At 47.9% G+C, this 20,716-nt stretch carries 18 protein-coding genes; 11 read left to right on the top strand and 7 right to left on the bottom strand.

Going from position 1 to position 20,716, the window contains the following annotated elements; all coding sequences use genetic code 11:
* Positions 1 to 120: 120 nt before the first annotated feature.
* The 10 genes from KNP03_RS08325 to KNP03_RS08280 all read left to right on the top strand — a co-directional run bounded on the left by KNP03_RS08325 (position 121) and on the right by KNP03_RS08280 (position 12,746).
* Positions 121 to 627 (top strand): MarR family winged helix-turn-helix transcriptional regulator, encoded by a 507-nt coding sequence (locus KNP03_RS08325; RefSeq protein ID WP_240544508.1) that lies wholly within the window; start codon positions 121 to 123, stop codon positions 625 to 627.
* On the top strand, positions 620 to 2,344 hold the full coding sequence (locus KNP03_RS08320) for an ABC transporter ATP-binding protein (protein WP_214828063.1): 1,725 nt from the start codon (positions 620 to 622) through the stop codon (positions 2,342 to 2,344). The genes KNP03_RS08325 and KNP03_RS08320 overlap by 8 nt, the downstream gene beginning before the upstream one ends.
* Complete coding sequence (locus KNP03_RS08315; RefSeq protein WP_276313817.1) at positions 2,341 to 4,203, top strand: ABC transporter ATP-binding protein; 1,863 nt, start codon at positions 2,341 to 2,343, stop codon at positions 4,201 to 4,203. Before KNP03_RS08320 ends, KNP03_RS08315 begins: the two co-directional genes overlap by 4 nt.
* A gap of 145 nt (positions 4,204 to 4,348) precedes the next feature.
* Positions 4,349 to 4,711, top strand: a complete 363-nt coding sequence (locus KNP03_RS08310; RefSeq protein WP_214828060.1) for a response regulator transcription factor — start codon at positions 4,349 to 4,351, stop codon at positions 4,709 to 4,711.
* The gene (locus KNP03_RS08305) at positions 4,708 to 7,263 is read left to right on the top strand and encodes a sensor histidine kinase (protein WP_214828057.1); all 2,556 of its coding nucleotides are present in this window, start codon (positions 4,708 to 4,710) and stop codon (positions 7,261 to 7,263) included. The genes KNP03_RS08310 and KNP03_RS08305 overlap by 4 nt, the downstream gene beginning before the upstream one ends.
* Positions 7,264 to 7,386: 123 nt before the next feature.
* Positions 7,387 to 7,767: a YisL family protein gene (locus KNP03_RS08300; protein ID WP_214828054.1), complete on the top strand. Its 381-nt coding sequence runs from the start codon at positions 7,387 to 7,389 to the stop codon at positions 7,765 to 7,767.
* 101 nt (positions 7,768 to 7,868) lie between these two features.
* The gene (locus KNP03_RS08295; RefSeq protein WP_214828051.1) at positions 7,869 to 8,900 is read left to right on the top strand and encodes a class I SAM-dependent methyltransferase; all 1,032 of its coding nucleotides are present in this window, start codon (positions 7,869 to 7,871) and stop codon (positions 8,898 to 8,900) included.
* A 69-nt stretch (positions 8,901 to 8,969) separates the two neighbouring features.
* Positions 8,970 to 10,463, top strand: a complete 1,494-nt coding sequence (locus KNP03_RS08290) for a phytoene desaturase family protein (protein ID WP_214828048.1) — start codon at positions 8,970 to 8,972, stop codon at positions 10,461 to 10,463.
* A complete protein-coding gene (locus KNP03_RS08285; RefSeq protein WP_214828046.1) occupies positions 10,460 to 11,938 on the top strand; it encodes a phytoene desaturase family protein in 1,479 nt (492 codons plus the stop codon). The genes KNP03_RS08290 and KNP03_RS08285 overlap by 4 nt, the downstream gene beginning before the upstream one ends.
* Entirely contained in the window at positions 11,907 to 12,746 is an 840-nt protein-coding gene (locus KNP03_RS08280) for a phytoene/squalene synthase family protein (RefSeq protein ID WP_214828044.1), read from the top strand. The genes KNP03_RS08285 and KNP03_RS08280 overlap by 32 nt, the downstream gene beginning before the upstream one ends.
* Before the next feature lie 415 nt (positions 12,747 to 13,161).
* On the opposite strand, the gene KNP03_RS08275 is transcribed toward KNP03_RS08280, so the two are convergent.
* The 6 genes from KNP03_RS08275 to ybaK all read right to left on the bottom strand — a co-directional run bounded on the left by KNP03_RS08275 (position 13,162) and on the right by ybaK (position 18,399).
* Positions 13,162 to 14,628, bottom strand: coding sequence for a phytoene desaturase family protein (locus tag KNP03_RS08275; RefSeq protein ID WP_214828042.1), 1,467 nt, complete (start codon positions 14,626 to 14,628; stop codon positions 13,162 to 13,164).
* 23 nt (positions 14,629 to 14,651) lie between these two features.
* On the bottom strand, positions 14,652 to 15,719 hold the full coding sequence (locus tag KNP03_RS08270) for a glycosyltransferase family 2 protein (RefSeq protein ID WP_214828040.1): 1,068 nt from the start codon (positions 15,717 to 15,719) through the stop codon (positions 14,652 to 14,654).
* Entirely contained in the window at positions 15,716 to 16,414 is a 699-nt protein-coding gene (locus KNP03_RS08265; protein ID WP_214828039.1) for a lysophospholipid acyltransferase family protein, read from the bottom strand. Before KNP03_RS08265 ends, KNP03_RS08270 begins: the two co-directional genes overlap by 4 nt.
* A complete protein-coding gene (locus KNP03_RS08260) occupies positions 16,380 to 17,129 on the bottom strand; it encodes a carotenoid biosynthesis protein (protein ID WP_214828037.1) in 750 nt (249 codons plus the stop codon). The genes KNP03_RS08265 and KNP03_RS08260 overlap by 35 nt, the downstream gene beginning before the upstream one ends.
* Positions 17,130 to 17,216: 87 nt before the next feature.
* The gene (pssA, locus tag KNP03_RS08255) at positions 17,217 to 17,915 is read right to left on the bottom strand and encodes a CDP-diacylglycerol--serine O-phosphatidyltransferase (RefSeq protein ID WP_214828035.1); all 699 of its coding nucleotides are present in this window, start codon (positions 17,913 to 17,915) and stop codon (positions 17,217 to 17,219) included.
* Positions 17,916 to 17,934: 19 nt separating this feature from the next.
* Positions 17,935 to 18,399 carry a Cys-tRNA(Pro) deacylase gene (gene ybaK / locus KNP03_RS08250; protein ID WP_214828033.1) on the bottom strand — a complete coding sequence of 155 codons (465 nt, stop codon included), beginning with the start codon at positions 18,397 to 18,399 and terminating at the stop codon, positions 17,935 to 17,937.
* Positions 18,400 to 18,548: 149 nt separating this feature from the next.
* Here ybaK and KNP03_RS08245 point away from each other — a divergent pair, with 149 nt between their 5' ends.
* Positions 18,549 to 19,283 carry an enoyl-CoA hydratase/isomerase family protein gene (locus KNP03_RS08245; RefSeq protein ID WP_214828031.1) on the top strand — a complete coding sequence of 245 codons (735 nt, stop codon included), beginning with the start codon at positions 18,549 to 18,551 and terminating at the stop codon, positions 19,281 to 19,283.
* Between the two features lie 27 nt (positions 19,284 to 19,310).
* Here KNP03_RS08245 and KNP03_RS08240 read toward each other — a convergent pair whose 3' ends face one another.
* Positions 19,311 to 20,666 (bottom strand): MATE family efflux transporter, encoded by a 1,356-nt coding sequence (locus tag KNP03_RS08240; RefSeq protein WP_214828029.1) that lies wholly within the window; start codon positions 20,664 to 20,666, stop codon positions 19,311 to 19,313.
* Positions 20,667 to 20,716 lie beyond the last annotated feature (50 nt).

The raw sequence follows: 20,716 nt of genomic DNA, 5'->3' as shown, positions 1-20,716 counted from the left end.
ATGGTGATTCCATCACCTTTTACTATGTGTAAAATCACATGGTGATTGTAGTTGACTTCCGTTTGAAAGAGGAGTAGTTTGTTTTATATAAATAACTGTTCCGATACGAACAATTTGTAAATGAACGATATCGAGGTGAAGCAATTGACTGAGATCAATACGGGGCGCGCCAGTGAAATGATGAAATCGTTTTGGAGTGTCCAACGGTATTTGGTGCGAATGATGCATCAAACCGCACAAACGAACGGTATCACGTTACCGCAGTTACATGGATTGATGATGTTGCATGAACAAGGGTCCATCACCCAAAAGGAACTCGTAAGACGAACCCGCATGCCAAAAAGTACATTGAGTCAATCGATCGACGGACTTGTGGAGAGGGGATGGGTATGTCGAGAGATCAATCCGGAAAATCGACGGGAAGTCGTGTTGGAGCTCGCCGATTCAGGAAAGCGGTTTATCGAACAACTCAAACAGCAAGAACAAAGTACCGAACATCAACTGAATCTCATTTTGTCTACCCTGGATGATGAAGTGTATCATCATATGATCGAGGCACATCATCAAATCGTGGAAGGATTGAAAGAGCAGTTTTCAGACTGCGAAGGAGGATGTCGTCATGACTAAATTATTGAAACGACTGGTTGCCTATAAGTGGGCGGTTCTCGCCGTGTTCGTGTTCGTTTTTGCCCAATCGTTAGCCGACTTGTTTTTACCGACTTTAATGGCAGACATCATCGATCAAGGGGTCGTGACCGGCGATACGGCATACATTTGGAAGATGGGCGGCGTCATGCTCGGCGTGACCGGTATCGGGGCCCTTGCCGCCGTGACGGCAAGCTATTACTCATCAAAAGCTGCGATGGGATTTGGTCGTGACTTGAGAAGTCGTGTCTTCAACCATGTCGAACGGTTTTCGCTTGAAGAGTTTGATCGTGTCGGTACGGCGTCTCTCATCACCCGGACAACGAACGATATCACGCAAGTTCAGCAAGTCATCATTATGATGTTACGAATGGTGGTCAGTGCCCCGATCATGTTTGTCGGTGGTCTGATCATGGCCACTTCGAAAGATGCAAAATTATCACTCGTCATCGTGGCGGCGATGCCATTCCTCGTGCTCTCGATTCTGTTGATTTTCTGGAAAGCGATGCCTCTCTTCGCGAAAGTGCAAAAACGATTGGATCAGCTGAATCTTGTCTTGCGCGAGAATTTAACAGGGATTCGGGTCATCCGGGCCTTCAACCGTGAACAAGAGGAACAGGTTCGAATGACGGAAGCGAATAAGCAACTAACCGATGTCTCCATCAAAGTGAACCAGATCATGGCATTCCTGATGCCTGTGCTCATGTTGGTCATGAACCTCACCGTTGTCGGAGTCATTTGGTTCGGGGGGATTCGAATTGACAATGGGGCGATGCAAATCGGGGATCTGATGGCGTTCATTCAATACGTCATGCAAATCATGTTCGCCCTCGTCATGGCCTCGGTCATGTTCGTGATGGTTCCCCGTGCCTCGGTTTCGGCTAAACGAATCAATGAAGTGTTAGAGATGGAGCCGTCCCTTGTGGATGAGGGCACTGGTTCGGCTGATGTGGCGCGCGGAACACTTGTTTTTGACCATGTGACGTTCCGTTATCCGGGAGCGGAAGAACCTGCTCTATCAGATGTAAGCTTTGCTGCAAAACCCGGTGAAGTGACGGCAGTCATCGGAGGGACCGGAGCCGGGAAATCGACACTTGTGAATTTGATTCCACGATTTTATGATGTGGCTTCTGGCCATATTCGTGTGAACGGAGTGGATGTTCAAGCTGTTCCTCAAAGTGAGTTGCGCTCAAAAATTGGGTTCGTCCCCCAAAAAGCACTCCTCTTTACCGGTACGATTTTTGAAAATATCCGCTATGGAAAACAAGATGCGAGTGACGAAGAAATTCGACATGCAGCGAATGTTGCCCAGGCGAATGAGTTCATCGAAAAACTTCCAAACCAATACGACGCCTTGATTGAACAAGGAGGTTCGAACGTTTCCGGTGGTCAGAAACAGCGGTTGTCGATTGCTCGGGCGCTCGTTCGAAAGCCGGATTTATACGTGTTCGATGATAGTTTTTCGGCACTGGACTTCAAAACGGACGCCAAACTTCGGAAGGCGCTAAAAGAAGAGACACGTGACGCGACTGTCTTGATTGTCGCTCAACGTGTGAGCACAATCATGGATGCGGATCGAATCATCGTTCTGGAAAAAGGAAAAGTGGCCGGGATGGGCACTCATGAAGAATTGTTTGCGACCAATGAGGTTTATCAAGAAATCGTCAAGTCGCAACTGTCAGAGGAGGAGATCGCATGAGTGACAAGAGACCAGCAGGCGGACCACCGCATGGCGGTCACGGTGGACCGGGTGGCGGCAATATGATGATGATGGGCGAGAAGCCGAAAGAGTTCGGTGTGACGTTCCGTCGATTGTTAGGTTATTTGAAACCTCGAAGAAACACACTCATCGCGGTGTTTGTTGCGGCAATCCTTAGCACAGTCTTTATGATTGCTGGCCCTAAGATTATGGGTGTGGCCATTACAGAATTGTTTGAAGGGGCTTATGCGAAGTTCTTAGGTGTCCCGGGGGCGGAAATAGACTTTACGAGAATCGGACAAATTTTAGCTCTTCTCGCCGGACTTTATGTGATCAGTAGCTTGTTCAGCTATGTTCAACAGTATTTGATGTCCGGTGTGGCCCAAAAGACGGTATACGAATTACGGGAAGATGTGAATAAAAAACTCGAGCGTCTCCCGCTCAAATATTACGATGGGCGCTCAAATGGTGAAACGTTGAGTCGGGTGACAAATGACATCGATTTAATCGGAAGTACCCTTCAACAAAGTGTGACGTCGTTCATTACGTCGATTGTGACGATTATCGGGATTTTGATCATGATGTTATCGATCAGTCCGTTGTTGACGGTCATTTCCCTCATCTCATTACCGCTCACCATTTTTGCGATCCGACCGATTTTGAAACGGTCACAACAATATTTTTCGGACCAACAGCGAAATCTTGGACACCTGAATGGTCACGTCGAAGAGATGTATACGGGCCATGCCGTCGTGAAGGCGTTCGGTCGTGAGACAGAGGCGGTACGTGAATTTGATGAAGTGAACGAACAGTTATATGAAGCGGGGCGGAAAGCCCAATTCATCTCCGGGATCATCATGCCGATGACACTCTTCATCGGAAACATCAGCTACGTCTTGATTAGTGTCGTCGGGGGAATTCTCGTGACACAACGGAGTATCTCCATCGGAGATATTCAAGCGTTCATCACGTATACCCGTCAATTTACCCAACCGATTACACAGACCGCAAATATCGCCAACATCGTGCAATCGACGGTGGCAGCGGCAGAACGGGTATTTGAATTGCTTGATGAAGAGGAAGAGGTGAAAGAGACGACCACCTATCATCTTGAACGGGCCAAAGGAGAGGTGACGTTCCAACATGTCGATTTCGGATACGGTGACGATTTACTGATCGAAGACATGAACATTCACGTGTCGGCAGGTCAGACGGTTGCGATTGTAGGACCAACAGGAGCCGGGAAGACGACGTTGATCAATTTGCTCATGCGTTTCTATGAATTGAATGATGGGGCGATTTTGATTGACGGAATGGATACGCGAGACATGTCGCGAAGAGATTTGCGCCATACATTCGGAATGGTCCTCCAAGATACATGGCTCTTCAACGGAACCATCCGGGAAAATATCGCCTATGGGAAAACAGGTGCGACGGAATCAGAAGTGGTCGAAGCGGCAAAAACCGCACACGCAGACCGGTTCATTCGGACGTTGCCAGATGGCTATGACACCGTGTTGAATGAAGAAGCGTCGAACATCTCGCAAGGGCAGAAACAGTTATTGACGATTGCACGTGCGGTGTTGGCAAATCCTCCAATCATGATTTTGGACGAGGCGACTTCGAGTGTAGATACCCGTACGGAAATCTTGATCCAACGCGCGATGAAGCGGCTGATGGACGGGCGAACAAGTTTTGTCATTGCCCATCGTCTATCCACCATCAAGGATGCTGATTTGATTCTTGTGATGGACCAAGGACGAGTCATCGAACAAGGAACGCACGAAACGCTTCTTGAAGCGGGCGGATTCTATGAAGAACTGTATACTAGTCAGTTCTCTGAAAAAGAAGTAGTCTAAATAGATTTCCGTTCTACAAGGATGTTTTATCCCAACAAGATATGGAAAAAGACGTATGAAAGACGTTTTCATGCGTCTTTTATTTTGTGTCAATTAAACAAATCCGTTAAAATAATAAAATGGGATAAAAAATGGAGGAACGATTATGGCTAAAATTCTACTCGCTGAAGATGAAGAAGTATTACGCATGCTCGTTTTAGATACACTGGAAGATGAAGGGTATGACATCGATGAGGCACAAGATGGCCTCGAGGCATATCGATTAATTGAAGAAAATGAATACGATTTAGTCATAGTAGACCATATGATGCCTGGTATGACTGGACTTGAAGTGATTGAAAAAGTACGGAAATTACCTGGGCGACAGGAGACGAAAGTGATGATGTTGACAGCGAAGAGCCAACAATCTGACCGTGATTGCGCGAATGAGATTGGTGTCGACTACTTCATTTCGAAACCGTTTAGTCCACTTGAACTCGTTAAAATAATAGGAGGCATCGTGAATTGAAAAGATGGTTTAAACAAAAACTCGGTCGCGACATCATGGTCGTTCTTTATTCCTTCCTCGTGCTGTCATTGGTCGGATCGATCATCACATATGTTCATATCGAGAATCGTCTTGAGGCGAACGAAGCACGTTTGCGTCAGGTGGATGAACGAATTAACCGTTTGACCACGCTTTGGGACGAATGGCAAGCAGATCAGTATGATACACGTGGCTATCTCCTGTTCGGGGATGTCGAATCGCTTGAACGTGCTAGTGCCAATAAAAATGAATTTCAACAGGAAATCAACTGGTTCAAGAGCACCATCAACACGAAACAAGGTGAAGTGTTTGCGAAACAGCTCCAAGATTTCCATGATTTTTACTACGGAGTCATTATTCCGGTAACGTATGAGTATGCTCAGGCACAAGTCGAAGGGGAAGTGACGGAGACGTTTATTGATCCGGAAACGGTAGCCAGCCTGCCGACTGCCCAGCGGTTGATTGACCAGGGGGTCGTCCAGTTTAACCCGAACCGGGGAATCGATATTCTTGGACCGATTGATGAAGTCGAAACGGCCTTGTTGGATTATCGGGAAAAAATGACGGCTGAAAAAGAAACAGTCTATGAAGAATGGCATCAAAATAACAATATTCTTCAATTTTTATGGATTGCGAGTATCATCTCGTTTGCAGCACTTATCCTCTTATTTGTGCAACCGTTTCTACGGAGACAGTCTCGTCTCATTTCCCGCTTATCGGTTGCTTCCAATCGTCTGTTAAGAGGAGAAATCGTCGATTTGAGCGATCAAATGAAACGCGAGGACGAGATTGGAACGATGTCACGTTCGTTTAACAAGATGGCAGAAACGCTTCGTGAGAACGAACGTCACTTGATTGAGAAAAACCATGAACTACAGGCGCAGCAAGAAGAGTTGATTGCGCAACAAGAAGAATTGCAAGCCCAACAGCAAGAACTTGAAGAGATTTTAGAGCAGACTCAACAAAGCGAACAACACCTGGCATATCGAAACGAATTGACAGAAACGCTCGCGTCACGAGAATCACTGACAGCTTATCCTGAAATTATCGAGAAGCTGGTCTCAATCACCGATTCAGAAGTTGGAGCCCTCGTGTTTGTAGAAGAGTCAGGCTCTTATTCAATTACGAGTCACGGGTTAAATGAAACGCTATCCCGTCAATTGTTAGAAAGTGAGAACTCGGTCCTTACCCGTGCGCTGACGCTACGCACGACCGTGCATTCATCGAAACAAGTGGCAAGTGACCATCCGCTCCCTTACCCGTACTACATGTATGAAACAGCGGTGCCGGTCCATGACCCGACCGATGACACGATTATTGCGTTTATTTACCTGGTCCGTTATAAAGACCGTTTCACGCAAACACAAATGGGCGACATCATGTCCTTTGCCCGTCAGCTCTCGCTCTCGCTACTACGGATGCGTCTGTTTGAAGAGATGAAGCGTGAAAAAGGGAAGACGGAACGCATTTTGGATTCAATTCGCGAGGCGGTCGTTTATATCGATAACGCGTCAGATGATGTATTCGTCAACCGTCCGCTATATGAAATGTTCCCTGAACTAAGCATCTCTACGGGAGAACTTGCAGAACAATCGTGGGAAAACTGGCGTGCAACGTTAGCGAGTACAGTCGATCAGGAAGATGATTTCATCAAGTTCACGAATCGATTGTTCACAGATGACTTCCCGCATGACAGTGTGAGCTTCTCCGTACGTAAGGGCGAAATGAACCTTCAAATGTACGCGGAGCGGATCGTTGTCGGCGGCTTATCAAAAGGGACATTGCTCGTCTTCCGTGACATCACAAGTGAGACGGAAGCGGAACGATTGAAGAGTGAGTTTATTTCAACGATTTCACACGAATTGCGGACACCGCTCTCGTCAATTTATGGCTTTACGGAATTGATGGTGAAGAAACAACTGCCAGATGATAAGCAAGCGAAGTACTTGCAGACCATCCATGCCGAGACGGAACGATTGACGAACCTTGTCAACGACTTCCTGGACGTGCAACGGATGGAGTCGGGAAGCCAACTGTACGATCGGGAACATCTCGATATCGAACCGATCGTCCAGGATATGATAACGTTCTACGAGGCGTCTTCCTTGAAGCACCAATTCGAATTGATTGCCGATGGAGACCGACCGTATGAGCTGTTCGTTGATTGCCATAAGTTCAAGCAATTGATGAGTAATCTCCTCTCGAACGCAGTGAAGTACTCACCGAAAGGTGGAAAAATCACTGTCGAGTTGGCACACGAAGAGCATATCGTGTCAATCAAAGTGAAAGATGAAGGGATTGGGATCCCGAAAGATGCAATCGATCGTCTATTCGATAAGTTCTACCGGGTAGATAATTCGGATAGTCGTGAGATTGGCGGAACCGGTCTTGGTCTACCGATTTGTCAGGAGATTGTCCGGGGACATAATGGACAAATTCACGTCGAATCGGTTCAACATGAGGGATCGACATTTATCGTCGAAATTCCGAGTTATGAATATGCAATTCAAGAGTCAGCAGCCACGGTTGAATGATTTGATTGAGCCATCTCTAGCAGATGGCTCTTTTTTCGTTCGGTTCACGAGGTGTGGCTTGACTTGTTTACAAACAATTCGTGTACAATAAAGGTTGTATATGAAAAAAAGGGGGAGTATCGAATGCCACTGATCGCATTCTTACACACACACGTCACGAGTTGGGTATTGTTGCTTGTTTTGTTCGCTGTCGCTTACATAGGATATAAAAACAACAACAAGAGCGGAAAAATCGCACATATGGTCTTTCGCCTCATGTTGCTCGTCGCGTTCGGAACGGGCTTGTACTTATACTTGCAATTAAACGGCGGCGGTGCGTTCTATCACGTGAAAATCACAGTCGGCTTGCTCACGTTGATTTTTGGTGAGATGACGCTCGTACGAGTGAAAAAACAGAAGCCGGCACAAGTCTTACTTGGCGGGTTTATCTTGCTTGCGCTTGTCACGATTTTCATCGGATACGCACTTCCGTACGGACAGTCGTTCTTCAGTAACTTCATTTGATTTTCTTCCCACTTCACACATCGAAGTGGGATTTTTTTGTTTGTCACCAAATTATTAGGGGAAAATAAAAAAATCAGTAATTTTGATGATGAGGTGAAACGATGGATCAACAGATGAACGAATGGACACGCGTCATGCACGCACGAAAATGGATGAAACAAACGGAATCATTCTTGCCCCTCTGGCACGGATATATCGGATATAAGTTTGGTTTGTTTGATGCACTTCAAGGGGGAGCGAGCCTCGCAGAGATGAATCTGCGGTTAAAACGTCCTTTGACGAAGCTGGCGCTGGAGCGTTGGTTAGAGGTCGGGGTAGCCGTTCGCCATTTGAAAAAAAGAGGGTGGCGCTACTATCCGTCTCGTCGTCTGAAGTATCAACTGTCCCAGCAGGATGAACGAAGTGTGGGGTTCATGTTGCAAGAGATGATGGAACTGCATATTCCGGCATTGATTGCCTATCCTGACTTTTTAGAGTCAGGGAAACAAAAGACATATGATGGTTCGGAGCACGGTCAAGTCGTTGCTAAAACGTCGACCCTAGTCGAAACCGTGGCCTTTCCGATTGTGCAACAGTTGCTTCGACAGACCGATGTGCAGTCTCTACTTGATATCGGCTGCGGTCACGGTGGATATTTGCGAAAACTTCATGGGTTAGAACCGAACTGGCACCTGAAAGGGATCGATTTGGAGGAAAGTGTCATTCAAGAGGCAATCGAACGTGACGACGATGGGTCGATTCACTTTGAAGTGGCGGATTTCATGGACTGGGAAAGTGATGAGCAATTTGATGTCGTCATGATGAACAATATGCTCTACTACTTCTCCCCGGAACAACGAATCGATTTGCTCGAACGGATGCGCGCACGACTCGAAGAGGGCGGAGAGGCAATCTTAGTGACCCCACTCGCAGAAACGCCGCTCGGTGCAAGGTTCGCCTCGGCGTTCAATGCGTTCATGACGCTGCACGATAATTTGTATCCACTCCCGACCGTTCAAAGACTGCGTATGCAAATGACGGAAGTCGGATTTGAGAACATTCGCTTTATTCCATTCATTCCGGAAGGTTCTTGGTATATTGTTATGGCCGAACGGGGACATGCGGATGTGCCGGTAGAGCCGATTGAAGTTTGAACTTGCCTCTTGTGATTTCTATAATGAAGAAGAAGTATAAGAGACTATTCACATAGGGAGTTGTTTAGCGTGTCGGAAAAAAGAGTTGCCGTCATCGGGGCGGGTCCGGGTGGTCTTGCTGCGGCGATGATTTTGGCTCATCGTGGCGTTGAGGTCACCGTGTTTGAAAAGCAACCATTTGTCGGTGGACGAACTTCTCGTCTTCAAGTTGGCGAATTTCGGTTTGATCGAGGACCGACTTTTTTGAATATGCCGTACATTTTAGAAGAAATCTTTGAAGAGACCGGCCGAAACTTGCGCGATTATGTCAATATGGTCCGACTAGAGCCGATGTATGATTTATACTTCGAGCGGGGAAATCGAAAGCTATCGATGACGACCGACCGTGACGTCATGCATCAGGCAATTGAAGAACAATTTCCGGGTAACGGTGAGGGGTATGAGCGTTTTATGGCAGAACAGGCGATCAAGCTGTCAAAACTCATGCCGGTTTTGCAAACAGCGCATGATCAGTTGACCGATTATGTGTCGACACGTGTGCTGAAGGCGTTGCCGTTTTTATCGATTGGAAAATCCCTATATGATGTTTTATCGGAGTATTTTACGAGCGAAGAGCTGAAGTATGCCTTCACTTTCCAAGCCAAGTATCTCGGGATGTCCGCTTGGGAATGCCCGGGTGGCTTCTCGATTTTATCCTATATGGAGCACGCGTACGGCGTGCATCATCCGATTGGTGGAGTGAATGAACTGTGTCATGCTATGGCGAAAGTCATTGAAGAAGAAGGTGGAACGATTCGTCTGGGAGAACCGGTGGAGCGTCTGCTGTTAGATGGGAAAGACGTGACGGGGCTGGTGGCGAACAGTGTCCATTATGCGTTCGATGAAGTCGTGATTGGAGCGGATTTCGCACATGCGATGACGTCACTCGTACCAGGAGGGACTCTTTCTAGGTGGAGTCCGGAACAATTGAAGAAAAAACGTTACTCCTGTTCGACGTTCATGCTCTATCTCGGGTTGAACCATGTGTATGACGATGTGGCGCACCATACGATTCACTTCGCGAACGATTATGAGAAAAACGTAAAAGAGATGACGCAGGAATTGAAGTTGAGCGAAGACTTTTCATTCTATGTCCAAAACGCATCACTCGTCGATCCGACGTTAGCGCCACAAGGGAAATCGTCGCTGTACGTACTGGTGCCGGTACCGAATAACTTGTCAAACATCCCTTGGGAACAATTCGAATCAAGGATGACTGAGCGTGTATTAGATGCATTGGAGACGAGATCTCCGTTTCATAATATCCGTGAAAAGATTGAAGTGATGCAAACCATCACGCCACTGGATTGGGAGGCGTTTGGAGTGTATGAAGGAGCCACATTCAACTTAGGACATAACTTGTCACAAATGATGTATTTCCGTCCGCACAATCAGTTTGAAGAGCTGGGGAATGTCTGGCTGGTCGGAGGCGGGACACATCCTGGGAGCGGTTTGCCGACCATTTTTGAGTCCGCTCGTATTACGACGAATCTTCTCCGTGACCGGGCAGGTGTTGGACGATGAAAATCAGTTTTGTGGGAGCCGGGATCGGGTCACTCTATGCGGCACTGCTCTTGACTCATAAGTATCCATCGATTCAAATCACGATTTATGAGAAAGAACATCGAGTCGGGGGACGATTGAACTTCGTCGAATTTGAGAATGGGGCAAGAGTTGATGAAGGACCGACGATTGTCTTATTACCAAATCAATTGAAGGAACAGTTGAGAGAAGCGGGTCTTCCGGAAGGGGAGATTGAACTTCTGGAAATCGATCCACTCTATCGACTCTATTACGAGGATGGGACATCATTTTATAAATTCCGTGACCTCGAGCGTCAAGCCGAAGAAATCGAACAACACTTCGGAGAAGGCATGGCGTTCCGAAACTATATGGCGCAAAAGCGTACAGAATATCAAATCGGGTTTAAGGCATTTTTGAACAGAGGCTACACCTCAAAAGCAGATTTATTTGAGCCGAGGTTACTCATGTTGCTCATGCGACTGAAAGCGTATGAGACAGCCTACACCAATATGAAGCACTATTTCCAGGATGAACGGTTGCGCGTTGCCTATAGCTTTCAAACCTTGTATATCGGTGGTAATCCTTATGCGACCCCGTCCCTATACGGACTCATCCCATACCGGGAGCAGGAAGAAGGGGTTTGGTACGTAAAAGGAGGATATTTCACGCTCGCGACGAAGATGGAACAAGAGCTCAGACGTCGAGGGGTTTGTTTCGAACTGGAGACACCGGTCGAACGTGTCCATGTTTCGGACGGCAGAGCGACGGGGATTACGGTCAACCATACGTTTATCCCGTACGATGCGGTCGTCATGAACGGTGATTTCCCACTTATGGAACGACTGGTGGAAGGAATCACACCGAAATCCTACGTCCCATCGAGCGGAACGCTCCTTCTTTATTTCGCGGTCGATGGACAATTGACGTTACCGGTCCATCAATTTGATTTGCCAAATGATTTCGCAGGAACGATGCACACCATCTTCGAGGATGGTAAACTGAGTGAGTATCCGGCGATGTACACATTCAATCCGTCTAAAGTCGACGATTCGCTCGCACCAGACGGCACAAGTGTACTGTATGTATTGGTACCGGTCCCTCGGAAATTAGACCGTGCAGATTTTGAAAAGAGTGGGACAATCGAACATCTCATGAACCGGATTGAGCGGTTCGTCCCTGATTTCCGTGAGCGGGTGATTGACATGAAAGTACGAACGCCGATGGATGCTGAACGGTTTGGATTGTTTGAAGGAGGAAGTTTTGGAATTGCTCCGAAACTATCGCAATCGGCAGCATTTAAAACACAAGCTCGTCCGTATTCGTATATTCAGCATTTATATGCCGTCGGGGCCTCGGTCCACCCGTGTGGGGGCGTCCCGATTGTGATGATCGGATCGCAATTGTTAGTGAAACGAATGGAAGAAGAAATGGGGGCAATGGACCATGACGACACAAGAAGCGTATCGTCAATGTGAAGCAATCATGAAAAAAGGCTCGTTGACTTTTTACCGGGCCTTCTCTCTGCTCTCGAAGCCGGACCGGCAGGCTGTCATGGCGGTCTATACCTTCTGTCGGACATTGGATGATACGGTCGATGAATCCGAGCATCCTGAGAAAAGCTTAGCGATGTTTTTAGACGAATTTCACCGCTTTTTGGCAGGTGAGGAACAGGACAACGCGCTTTGGGTTGCTTTACGTGATGTATGGCAACGCTACGATATGGACGTTACACCGTTTTTTGAGCTGGCAGAAGGAATGAAGTGGGATTTACATAAATCACGTTATGAGACACTCGAAGAAACCGAGCAGTACAGTTATTATGCAGCGAGTACGGTCGGATTAATGCTTCTTCCGATACTCGTCCCGAATCCTGAAGAAGGAACGAAACAAGAATTGCGTCAAGGTGCAATCGATCTTGGGATCGCCATGCAATTAACAAATATTTTGCGGGATATCGGAGAAGACTTAAGACGTGATCGGATCTACGTCCCTCAAACCCTCATGCGTCAATACGGTGTGACTGAATCAGATCTGAAGAAGCCGGAAGTCACCCCTGCATTCATTCAACTGTGGGAGGAAATGGCCGGACGTGCTGAGAAACTGTACGCACGTGCCCGCACAACGCATCATCTGTATCCTGTGGCCAGCCGGAAACCGGTACAGGCAGCGGCCCTTCTTTATGAAGGGATATTAGATGCGGCAAGATCGAACGGGTATGATGTGTTTACGAAACGGGCTTACGTGTCGACGATGCAAAAAGGAAAATTGCTTGCGAAGCTATGAAAAGAGGCAACTGCCTCTTTTTTTTGCACAAAAAAACCACTTTTGGCGGGGGACCAAAAGTGGCGTAAGCGTTATGTGATTCGTTCATCGGGGAAATGAACGAATCGATTGTGATGAAACCCTAAAGATGTGCCGAATTCATGGGGAATGAATTGATGGGACATCTTCGCTGAAACAGGATGCTTGATGGACTAAGGGGGAACATCAGATGCATGCTGTCTCAACTACGGGATACGAGTGGGGAAACTCGTTCATCACTTTTCTCGGGTGTGACAAGTTCAAAACGCGATAGGCTCGGGGAAGCCATTCGATCGCATCAGATGTAACAAAAGTTACATAACTGTTTGAACTCGAATATGATATTATCACGTCTTCAACTTGTCGACAAGTGTCGAATCCCGCGTTCACAAAATGTTCAAATTGTCAGAGGTATGTCCTCTAACATCGACCGTGCCGCAAATTGTCCAGAAAGCGTCACCATTGGACTTCCACCGCCAGGGTGAGTCGAACCACCGGCAAACCATATGTTTGAAATGTCTTCCGAACGGGCTGCCGGTCTGAAAAAGGCATCTTTCTTTGAATTGGCGGATGTACCATACAACGCGCCGTAATATGCATAAAAATCACGCGCCAAATCATGCGGGGTGACACGTTTATGGTAGATGACGTCGGAATCTTCCCAATCCACTCCAAACGCTCGCAGCCTACGACGGATCAAATGTTCATACGTGTCGGCATCGATTTCGGTCAAATGAGCCGGGGCATTCACAAGGATGAACAGGTTGTCGCCGGCTTCCCCCATCGAAGGGTCAGTGGAGGAAGAGTTCGAGATATAAATCGTCGGCTCGTCCGCATACCGTTCCTCATCAAAAATCGCACGGAATTCAGACTCGTAATCGTCGGAAAAATAGACATTATGGTGAGCGAGATGCAATCGTTTCGACAAGCCGACCATGAGAACGAAAGCCGAGACGGATGGCTCGACCGTATCCCGGGTCGGTAATGGGAAAGAAGGTCGGGCGGCACGTTCTACTAAACGGGGATATTGTGTCAACAGTTCGCCGTTCAACAGGATGGCATCACACGTCACGACTTCTTCATCATCAATGACGACTGCATGAGCTTTCCCGTTCAGCACTTCAATCTTCGTCACTTCGTGCCCTAATCGGAATGTCACGCCGAGCTCACTGGCTCGTTTGGCGAATCCTTTCGCGATGTTCCAGTTCCCGCCTTTGGCGAAATAAACGCCTTCGTTTAATTCGAGGTGGGAGATGAGGGCAAACGTCCCAGGGGTGACGTACGGACTGCTGCCGATGTAGGTGGCGTAACGATCAAGGGATTGGATGATTCGTTCATCTTTAAAATATTTCTTGTGCAAGGCATGGAGACTCTGGAGCGGGTGGACCCGCATCATGTCTGCCCATAAACCCGGATTGATTTTCGACTCCATTTGCGTAAAGAAGCGTTCATTTGCGATGTCGAACAGTTTTTTTGCCTCGTCTAAGTATGCAGACATTTGATTCTGCTTCGCCTTTTCCCCTGTCAGGCGTGTGACTTCCTCCTCCATTTTTGTTCGATCAGAGTGGAAGGTGAAGGTCGATCCGTCAGAAAAGTGATTGACGGTGTGGTGGTCAAGTTTAATCAATTCAAAATAGTTGTCAGGGTCTGCTCCGCTATTTCGAATCACCGAACGGAACACATCCGGCATCGTAATGGTATTCGGTCCAAAGTCAAATCGATGACCATCCGCAATCACAGGCATTAACTTTCCACCGACATGGTCATTTTTTTCAACGACGGTCACATCATACCCGCGTGATGCAAGGGTGACGGCCGCACTCAATCCGCCTAACCCTGCACCGATAATCACAATCTGTTTCATCATTGAAGCCTCCTCGACGTATTCTATGAATAACTGCGTCCTTTCCATGTGACTGGACGTTGTCTCCATTTTCGAATCACAGCACTCGCCAATAAAATTAAATACATCACGACACTCAGTGGATGCAGGAAGAACAGTCTTCCGCCCGATTTCGAATCAATGACGAGTCGGGCGAGAAGGATTGCAATCGCAGACCCGATCGTGTATACGGTCGGGTGAAACACCCAAGACACGAGAGCGGTTAACTGAATGGCGTAATAGAAGAAAAAGTAAAGCGCGAGCCCCACTGATTCATTCATTCCCTTGAATACGTTTTTTGAAAACCCTTCCCATACCTCTTGATTTGAAGCATACATATCACAGGAGATGTATGGAGAGACTTGAACGAGCGTGGTCACCTTTTGATGTCGCTTAAACGTGCGGCATAGGTCGATGTCGTCAATCAAAGACTGCTTGATCGCAGCATGACCACCCACTTCGTCATAACTTTTTCGTTCCATCAACACGTTCATACCGTTCGCTGCAGCAAAAGCCGGATGGCGCACTTTACGCCAAAACAGGGGGAGGTGTTGTGCGATTAACACATGCTGCATCGGAATGAGTAATTTCCCGAGAAATGTGGATGTCGGAAAACGGGGGAATCCTGAGATGAAAACCGCACCTTCTTTTTTAAGCGTGTGGTGCAAACGATCGATGAACGTCGGGTGAATCGTCACGTCTGCATCTAAAAACAGGAGATAAGGCTCGTCGGTACGTGACGCGAGCTGATGACAGGCGTGTACTTTCCCTGACCACCCCTCAGGTAGAGGTACCCCTCTGAAAATGGTGAAGCGTTCATCGGAATCGATGGCCAAGATGAGCTTTTCGTAAGTCGAATCTTCAGAGTTGTCTTCGTAAATGTACACATGACTTCTATCAGGCAACGTCTGTTTCAAGTTTTCAATCAACGAATCGACATGTCGTTCTTCATTCCGCATCGGGATACAAACGGCGGTAGAAGGTGAAGGAATCGGCTCTGCAAGGGAACGTAAAAACATCAAATTGATCACCGTGAAGCCAAGCATGAATAGGGCAATCAGAAAGAGGATCAAGATTTGTCCCTCCTTTTCTGAAACAGCCGTTCCGTCCAATCGGCAAGGTTTCGTCGCGGCTTAAACAGTGGCACATACCCGTCTGACTCATTGATTACATCGATGCGCACATCATCGTACAATTGTTCGAGTGCTTTTGCGAGCTCATGTTTTTGGTCACGGCGATTCGTCGAGACGACATCATGACGCCTGAACCGGATGTAGACAATCGGTTCAGCATGGGCTGAGAAGGCATAATACATCGCACACAAGTTGACCGGTGCGTCAGAGAGTAAAGAGGTCACCCCAGACCCGATTTCGAGTGGACGATATTCTTGTGGATACTCCCGCCCTTGGGGGAACAGCCAGACCGATTTTCCTTCCATCAACAGCCTGTTTGCGTATGCAAGAGAGGCACGGACTTCCGAGAGTTTGCCTTTCTTAATAGAAAACGCACCGAGATGACGAAAGAAAGGGAATCGTCGAAGGCCATCCTCATCCATCAATACATGTGTGTCATGATGTAAATAATGTTCATTCAACATATACATGATGAGCCCGTCCCACCAGGAACTATGCGTACTTAAAAACAGGCCGGGTGTCGGCACGTCATCGGCTTGGATATAAATATTATGAAACGACGGACGAACTTGCCGTTCTCTGACGAACGTTGAAAAGAGTTTATTGAACCATTTCTTTTTGCGAGCCTCGATCATGGCGATTCCTCCGTTTCACGAAAATAAGGATGGTTGTCAGCATACTGAGTACCCCGATCCCTTCGAGACCGGCATGAACAGCCGTTACACCGAACAAGGCGTGGAGCATGACGAACAAGTACACACCATGTGCCATGTACATGTCGTCAGAAGCTTGTTCCGTTCGATGAAGGAGGTAGGAAAACAAAAGGGACACGCCAAACCAGCCGACAAAGTTTTGAGAAGGAATGTCGTAAAATACCCCGTCATTTGCCCATACCCAATATCCTTTCACGTTAGCCGCAACGGGATCAATCGCCATATCGAGCCACACCGCAAGGAATGGGACGAGAATAAGCGTCCGGTAGGCGAAAGTAAACTGGCGCGCAACAGCAAAGCTCGATCCAATCACGGCGAGCCAGGCAGCGCCGATTGTGACGGGGACTCCGAAAAGGGAGGGTCCAAACGCCTCGGCATATATGTAATCACTGAACGGAAAGCCTGTTTTAACGCCAATCGTCTCGACAGCAATCGACCCGAAAAAAATTATGGAAACGACAACCGTTCCGTATCGAACAGACTGATAGAGGATGGTTCCCCCGATGATCCCGGCCAACCATAGAAAGACAGGATTGGCCCACTCCAACCACGGTGGGAGTAAGTCAAATCCGACCAAGATGACACCAAACACATACCACACGACAAACCCTTTCCAAACCCAAGGATACACTTTCATCAAATCACCTCCTCTTTATTCTAAAGCTCCTGCGTGAACGCGTCTAACAAATGCGTGCAACAAAAAACGAGCCTCCTGAGAGACTCGTCAATTCGCCATTCGTTTTCTTCTTTTTACGAATGAGAAAGCGATGAATAGGACATAAAACGGAACTGCAATAAACCAGAAGGACGGCCATTCTTTCCAACGCGCAAAGATCATATACGTCAAATAGACAAGACTGATCGTAATGATGAAGGAGTGACGCGGAAGTGGGACGTCTTTAAAGCTCGGGATGCGTACACGGCTGACCATGAGAAGCGCGAGCCCGGTAAAGAAGATTGGTGTGAGCAGTTCGCTTACGCGATCCCCGAACGTCGTGATGACGGCCAGCATCCCGCCGGCAGCTGTAATCGGGACCCCAGAGAAGTAGCTGGCAGCCACATTGGTTGCCGATAGGTTGAAGCGAGCCAAGCGGTACGCTCCAAAGAGCGGAAACAACGCCGCAAAAAATAATCCATAATTTCCGTAATCGATAAAAAATGTATAATAGGCCAGCATCGCCGGAGCGACACCGAATGTGACGATGTCCGCAAGTGAGTCGAGCTCTTTCCCGAAATCACCAGCTACACCGAGCATGCGCGCCAGACGACCGTCCAAGCTGTCCAACATCATGGCGATAATAATCAACAGTGTGGCATTTGAAAAATCGCCACGTGCCGCATAGACGATGGCGACGATACCACAAAATAAATTTCCGAACGTAAATGAGTTTGGAATCCACGAACGGATACGTTCTTTCCACATAATCTTGCCCCCAGTATGATCATTGAGTGAACCAGCGTCCACCGACAAATTTGAGTAAGTCATCCGGTTTCAGCTCGAGTTGAAACCCTCGTTTACCAGCTGAAATCGTGATCGTTTCTTTTTCTTTAGCCGCCTCGTGTAAAAAGACAGGGAACCGCTTCTTTGCTCCGATTGGAGAAACACCGCCACGGATGTATCCTGTCAGAGCTTCCAGCTCTTTCATCGGAACGGGTGACACTTTTTTCGTCCCCCATGCTTTGGCAGCTGCCTTCAAGTCGATCTCGTCTTCACCCGAAATGAGGAAAAAGGCATGTTGCTTCTTCTCGTTTGAAAGACAAATCGTTTTATACAACTCATCGAGCGGTTTGTTCAATGAGTGAGCGACATGTTTGGCGGAAACGTCTGTTTCATCCACTTCATACATATGATACGTAAACGGGACGTTCCGTTGCTTCAATTGCCGGGCGGCGTTCGTTAGTTGCATACGACTCATCCTTTCATGACCGACTTCTTTTAGAATAGCAAATACTTTGAGCTTCGGGCAATCGAACTTAAAAAACTTTACAGAAATTGAAGGAACTTTCTGTAAAGGTCACGAAATGAATAGTGATTCATTTTAAAGGGGGAATGACCATGGAAACGATTCAAGTGATTCGTCAGAACGGGGTAGGTTGGTTGAAATTAAACCGACCGGAAAAATTGAACGCATTGAATGAGACGCTTCTTCATGAAATGAAAACAGCGGTGGATGAGTTAGAGCAGGATGATGCGGTTCGTGTCATCGTGATGCTCGGGGAAGGGCGCGCTTTCTCTTCCGGACAGGACTTGACCATCGAGAGCGATGCGGACTACGGTGAGTATTTAGAAGAGGTGTATCATCCACTCGTCCGGGCACTTGCAGCGTGTAAAAAACCGCTCATCGCAGGCATTCACGGAGTCGTGGCCGGGGCGGGGCTCAGCTTGGCTCTCGCGGCCGATGTTCGAATCGTCGCAAAATCAACAAAGTTTAGCTCAGCGTTCATTAAAATCGGACTTGTTGCCGATGCCGGCGGGCCGCATCATTTGCGTCGACTCATGAGACATGACCAGGCTTTGGATTGGTTATGGAGCGGAAGTACGATCGATTCGGAAACGGCAGATCGTTTCGGCTTGATCACGAACCTCGTGGAGGATGCGATGTATCAGGAACAGCTGACAGCGTACGCAGAAGCACTCGCAGCAAAATCACCGGTCGCGGTTCAGGGGATGAAGGCGCTCATGCGAGCCGATTCGTTTGAAGAAGGGTTACAGGAAGAAATCGTTTGGCAACGGAAGTGCGGGGACACAGACGTTCATCGACAAGCGATGCAGGCCTTTTTGGCAAGATAAAAAAGAAGCGGCACAGGCCGCTTCTTTTTATGTTGTTTTCGCTTCGAACTGGAATCCTTTTTCTTGCCACGCACCACGTTTCCAACGGCGGAACGCGAAAAATCCGCGGAACCACTCGTCGAGTGAGAAGGCTAGCCAAATCCCTAGAATGCCAAGACCGAGCTGCAATCCGAACAAATAGCTGAAGACGACTGCGACGCCCCACATCGAAGCAATCCCGATCATGACCGGGAAGCGAACGTCCCCGACCGATTTTAGGGATCCCATCAAGACGATATTCATCGCACGTCCTGGCTCCAATAGAAGCATCGCCCATAAAACGGGAACCCCTACAGCGATAATATCAGGGTTTGAAGTGAACAGACCGAGAAGTTGCTCTCCGAATAGGGCGAGTCCGAATGAGGCGATGAGTGAAGCGGACATCGCAATTTTCAATGTCTTGATGGCACGAAGACGTGCCTCATTATAACGTTTTCCACCGATGTCACGTGCAATCAAAAGCTGAGTCCCTTGGGCGATGGCGATGGTGAACAACAATGCGACCATCGTCAAATTCATGACGTAGATCCGTGCGGCCAAGGAGGCTTCTCCCATCGTGGCGATAAATCCGGTGATCACGATTTGTGAGAACTGATACGACAGGTTCTCGCCGGCAGAAGGGACACCGATTTGAAGCAATGCACGAATATCTTCTTGTTTTGGACGAATAAGGTCACGGATTGGGAAACGGATAGACAAGTTTCGTTTGACGAGCCAGAACAACAGGATCAATGCTGAAAAACGGGCAATGACAATCGCCCAGGCGACCCCGGCTACGCCCGTGATCGGGAGACCGAACCACCCTGTAACGGCTAAAATCGCCCCCACAGCAGTAATGATATCAATCAAAAGAGTGGCCAGCATGGCGTGCTTCGTCAGACCATGACTGCGAAGGATCGAGCTGAGTGCGATAATGAGTGCTTCTGCAAACAGCGACAATCCGACGATTTGAAGGAACAGTACGCCATGTTCAACGAGCTCATCGGACAGACCGAATAAATTCAAAAACGTTTCGCCGAACAACAAGATGACGACGACCATCATGCTACCGAGTCCCATGTTCAACGTGACGGCAGATCGTGCGAAGTCGCGACTCTTCTTAATTTGCTTCGCGCCGATGGCTTGACCAATCAAGATGGTGGCACCTACCGAAGTGACGCTGAAGATGAGGATAAAGACGTTCAATATTTGGTTGGCAACTCCGACGGCCGAGGCGGCGGCATCGGAATAGTTGGCGAGCATGAGTGTGGCGATAATACCCGTTCCCATGTGAAGCGCCAGTTCGATAAAAATGGGCCAGGTCAGTTTAAAGAGGCTGAGCTGCTCCGTTTGTTTTGTCTGCATGTGATGAGTCTCCCTTTGTGATTATTCTCTCTCTTAACTATTTATCTTAT

The sequence above is a fragment of the Exiguobacterium algae genome, from assembly GCF_018617875.1.
Lineage (GTDB): Bacteria > Bacillota > Bacilli > Exiguobacteriales > Exiguobacteriaceae > Exiguobacterium > Exiguobacterium algae.
This window is presented reverse-complemented; position numbering and strand designations above follow the sequence as displayed.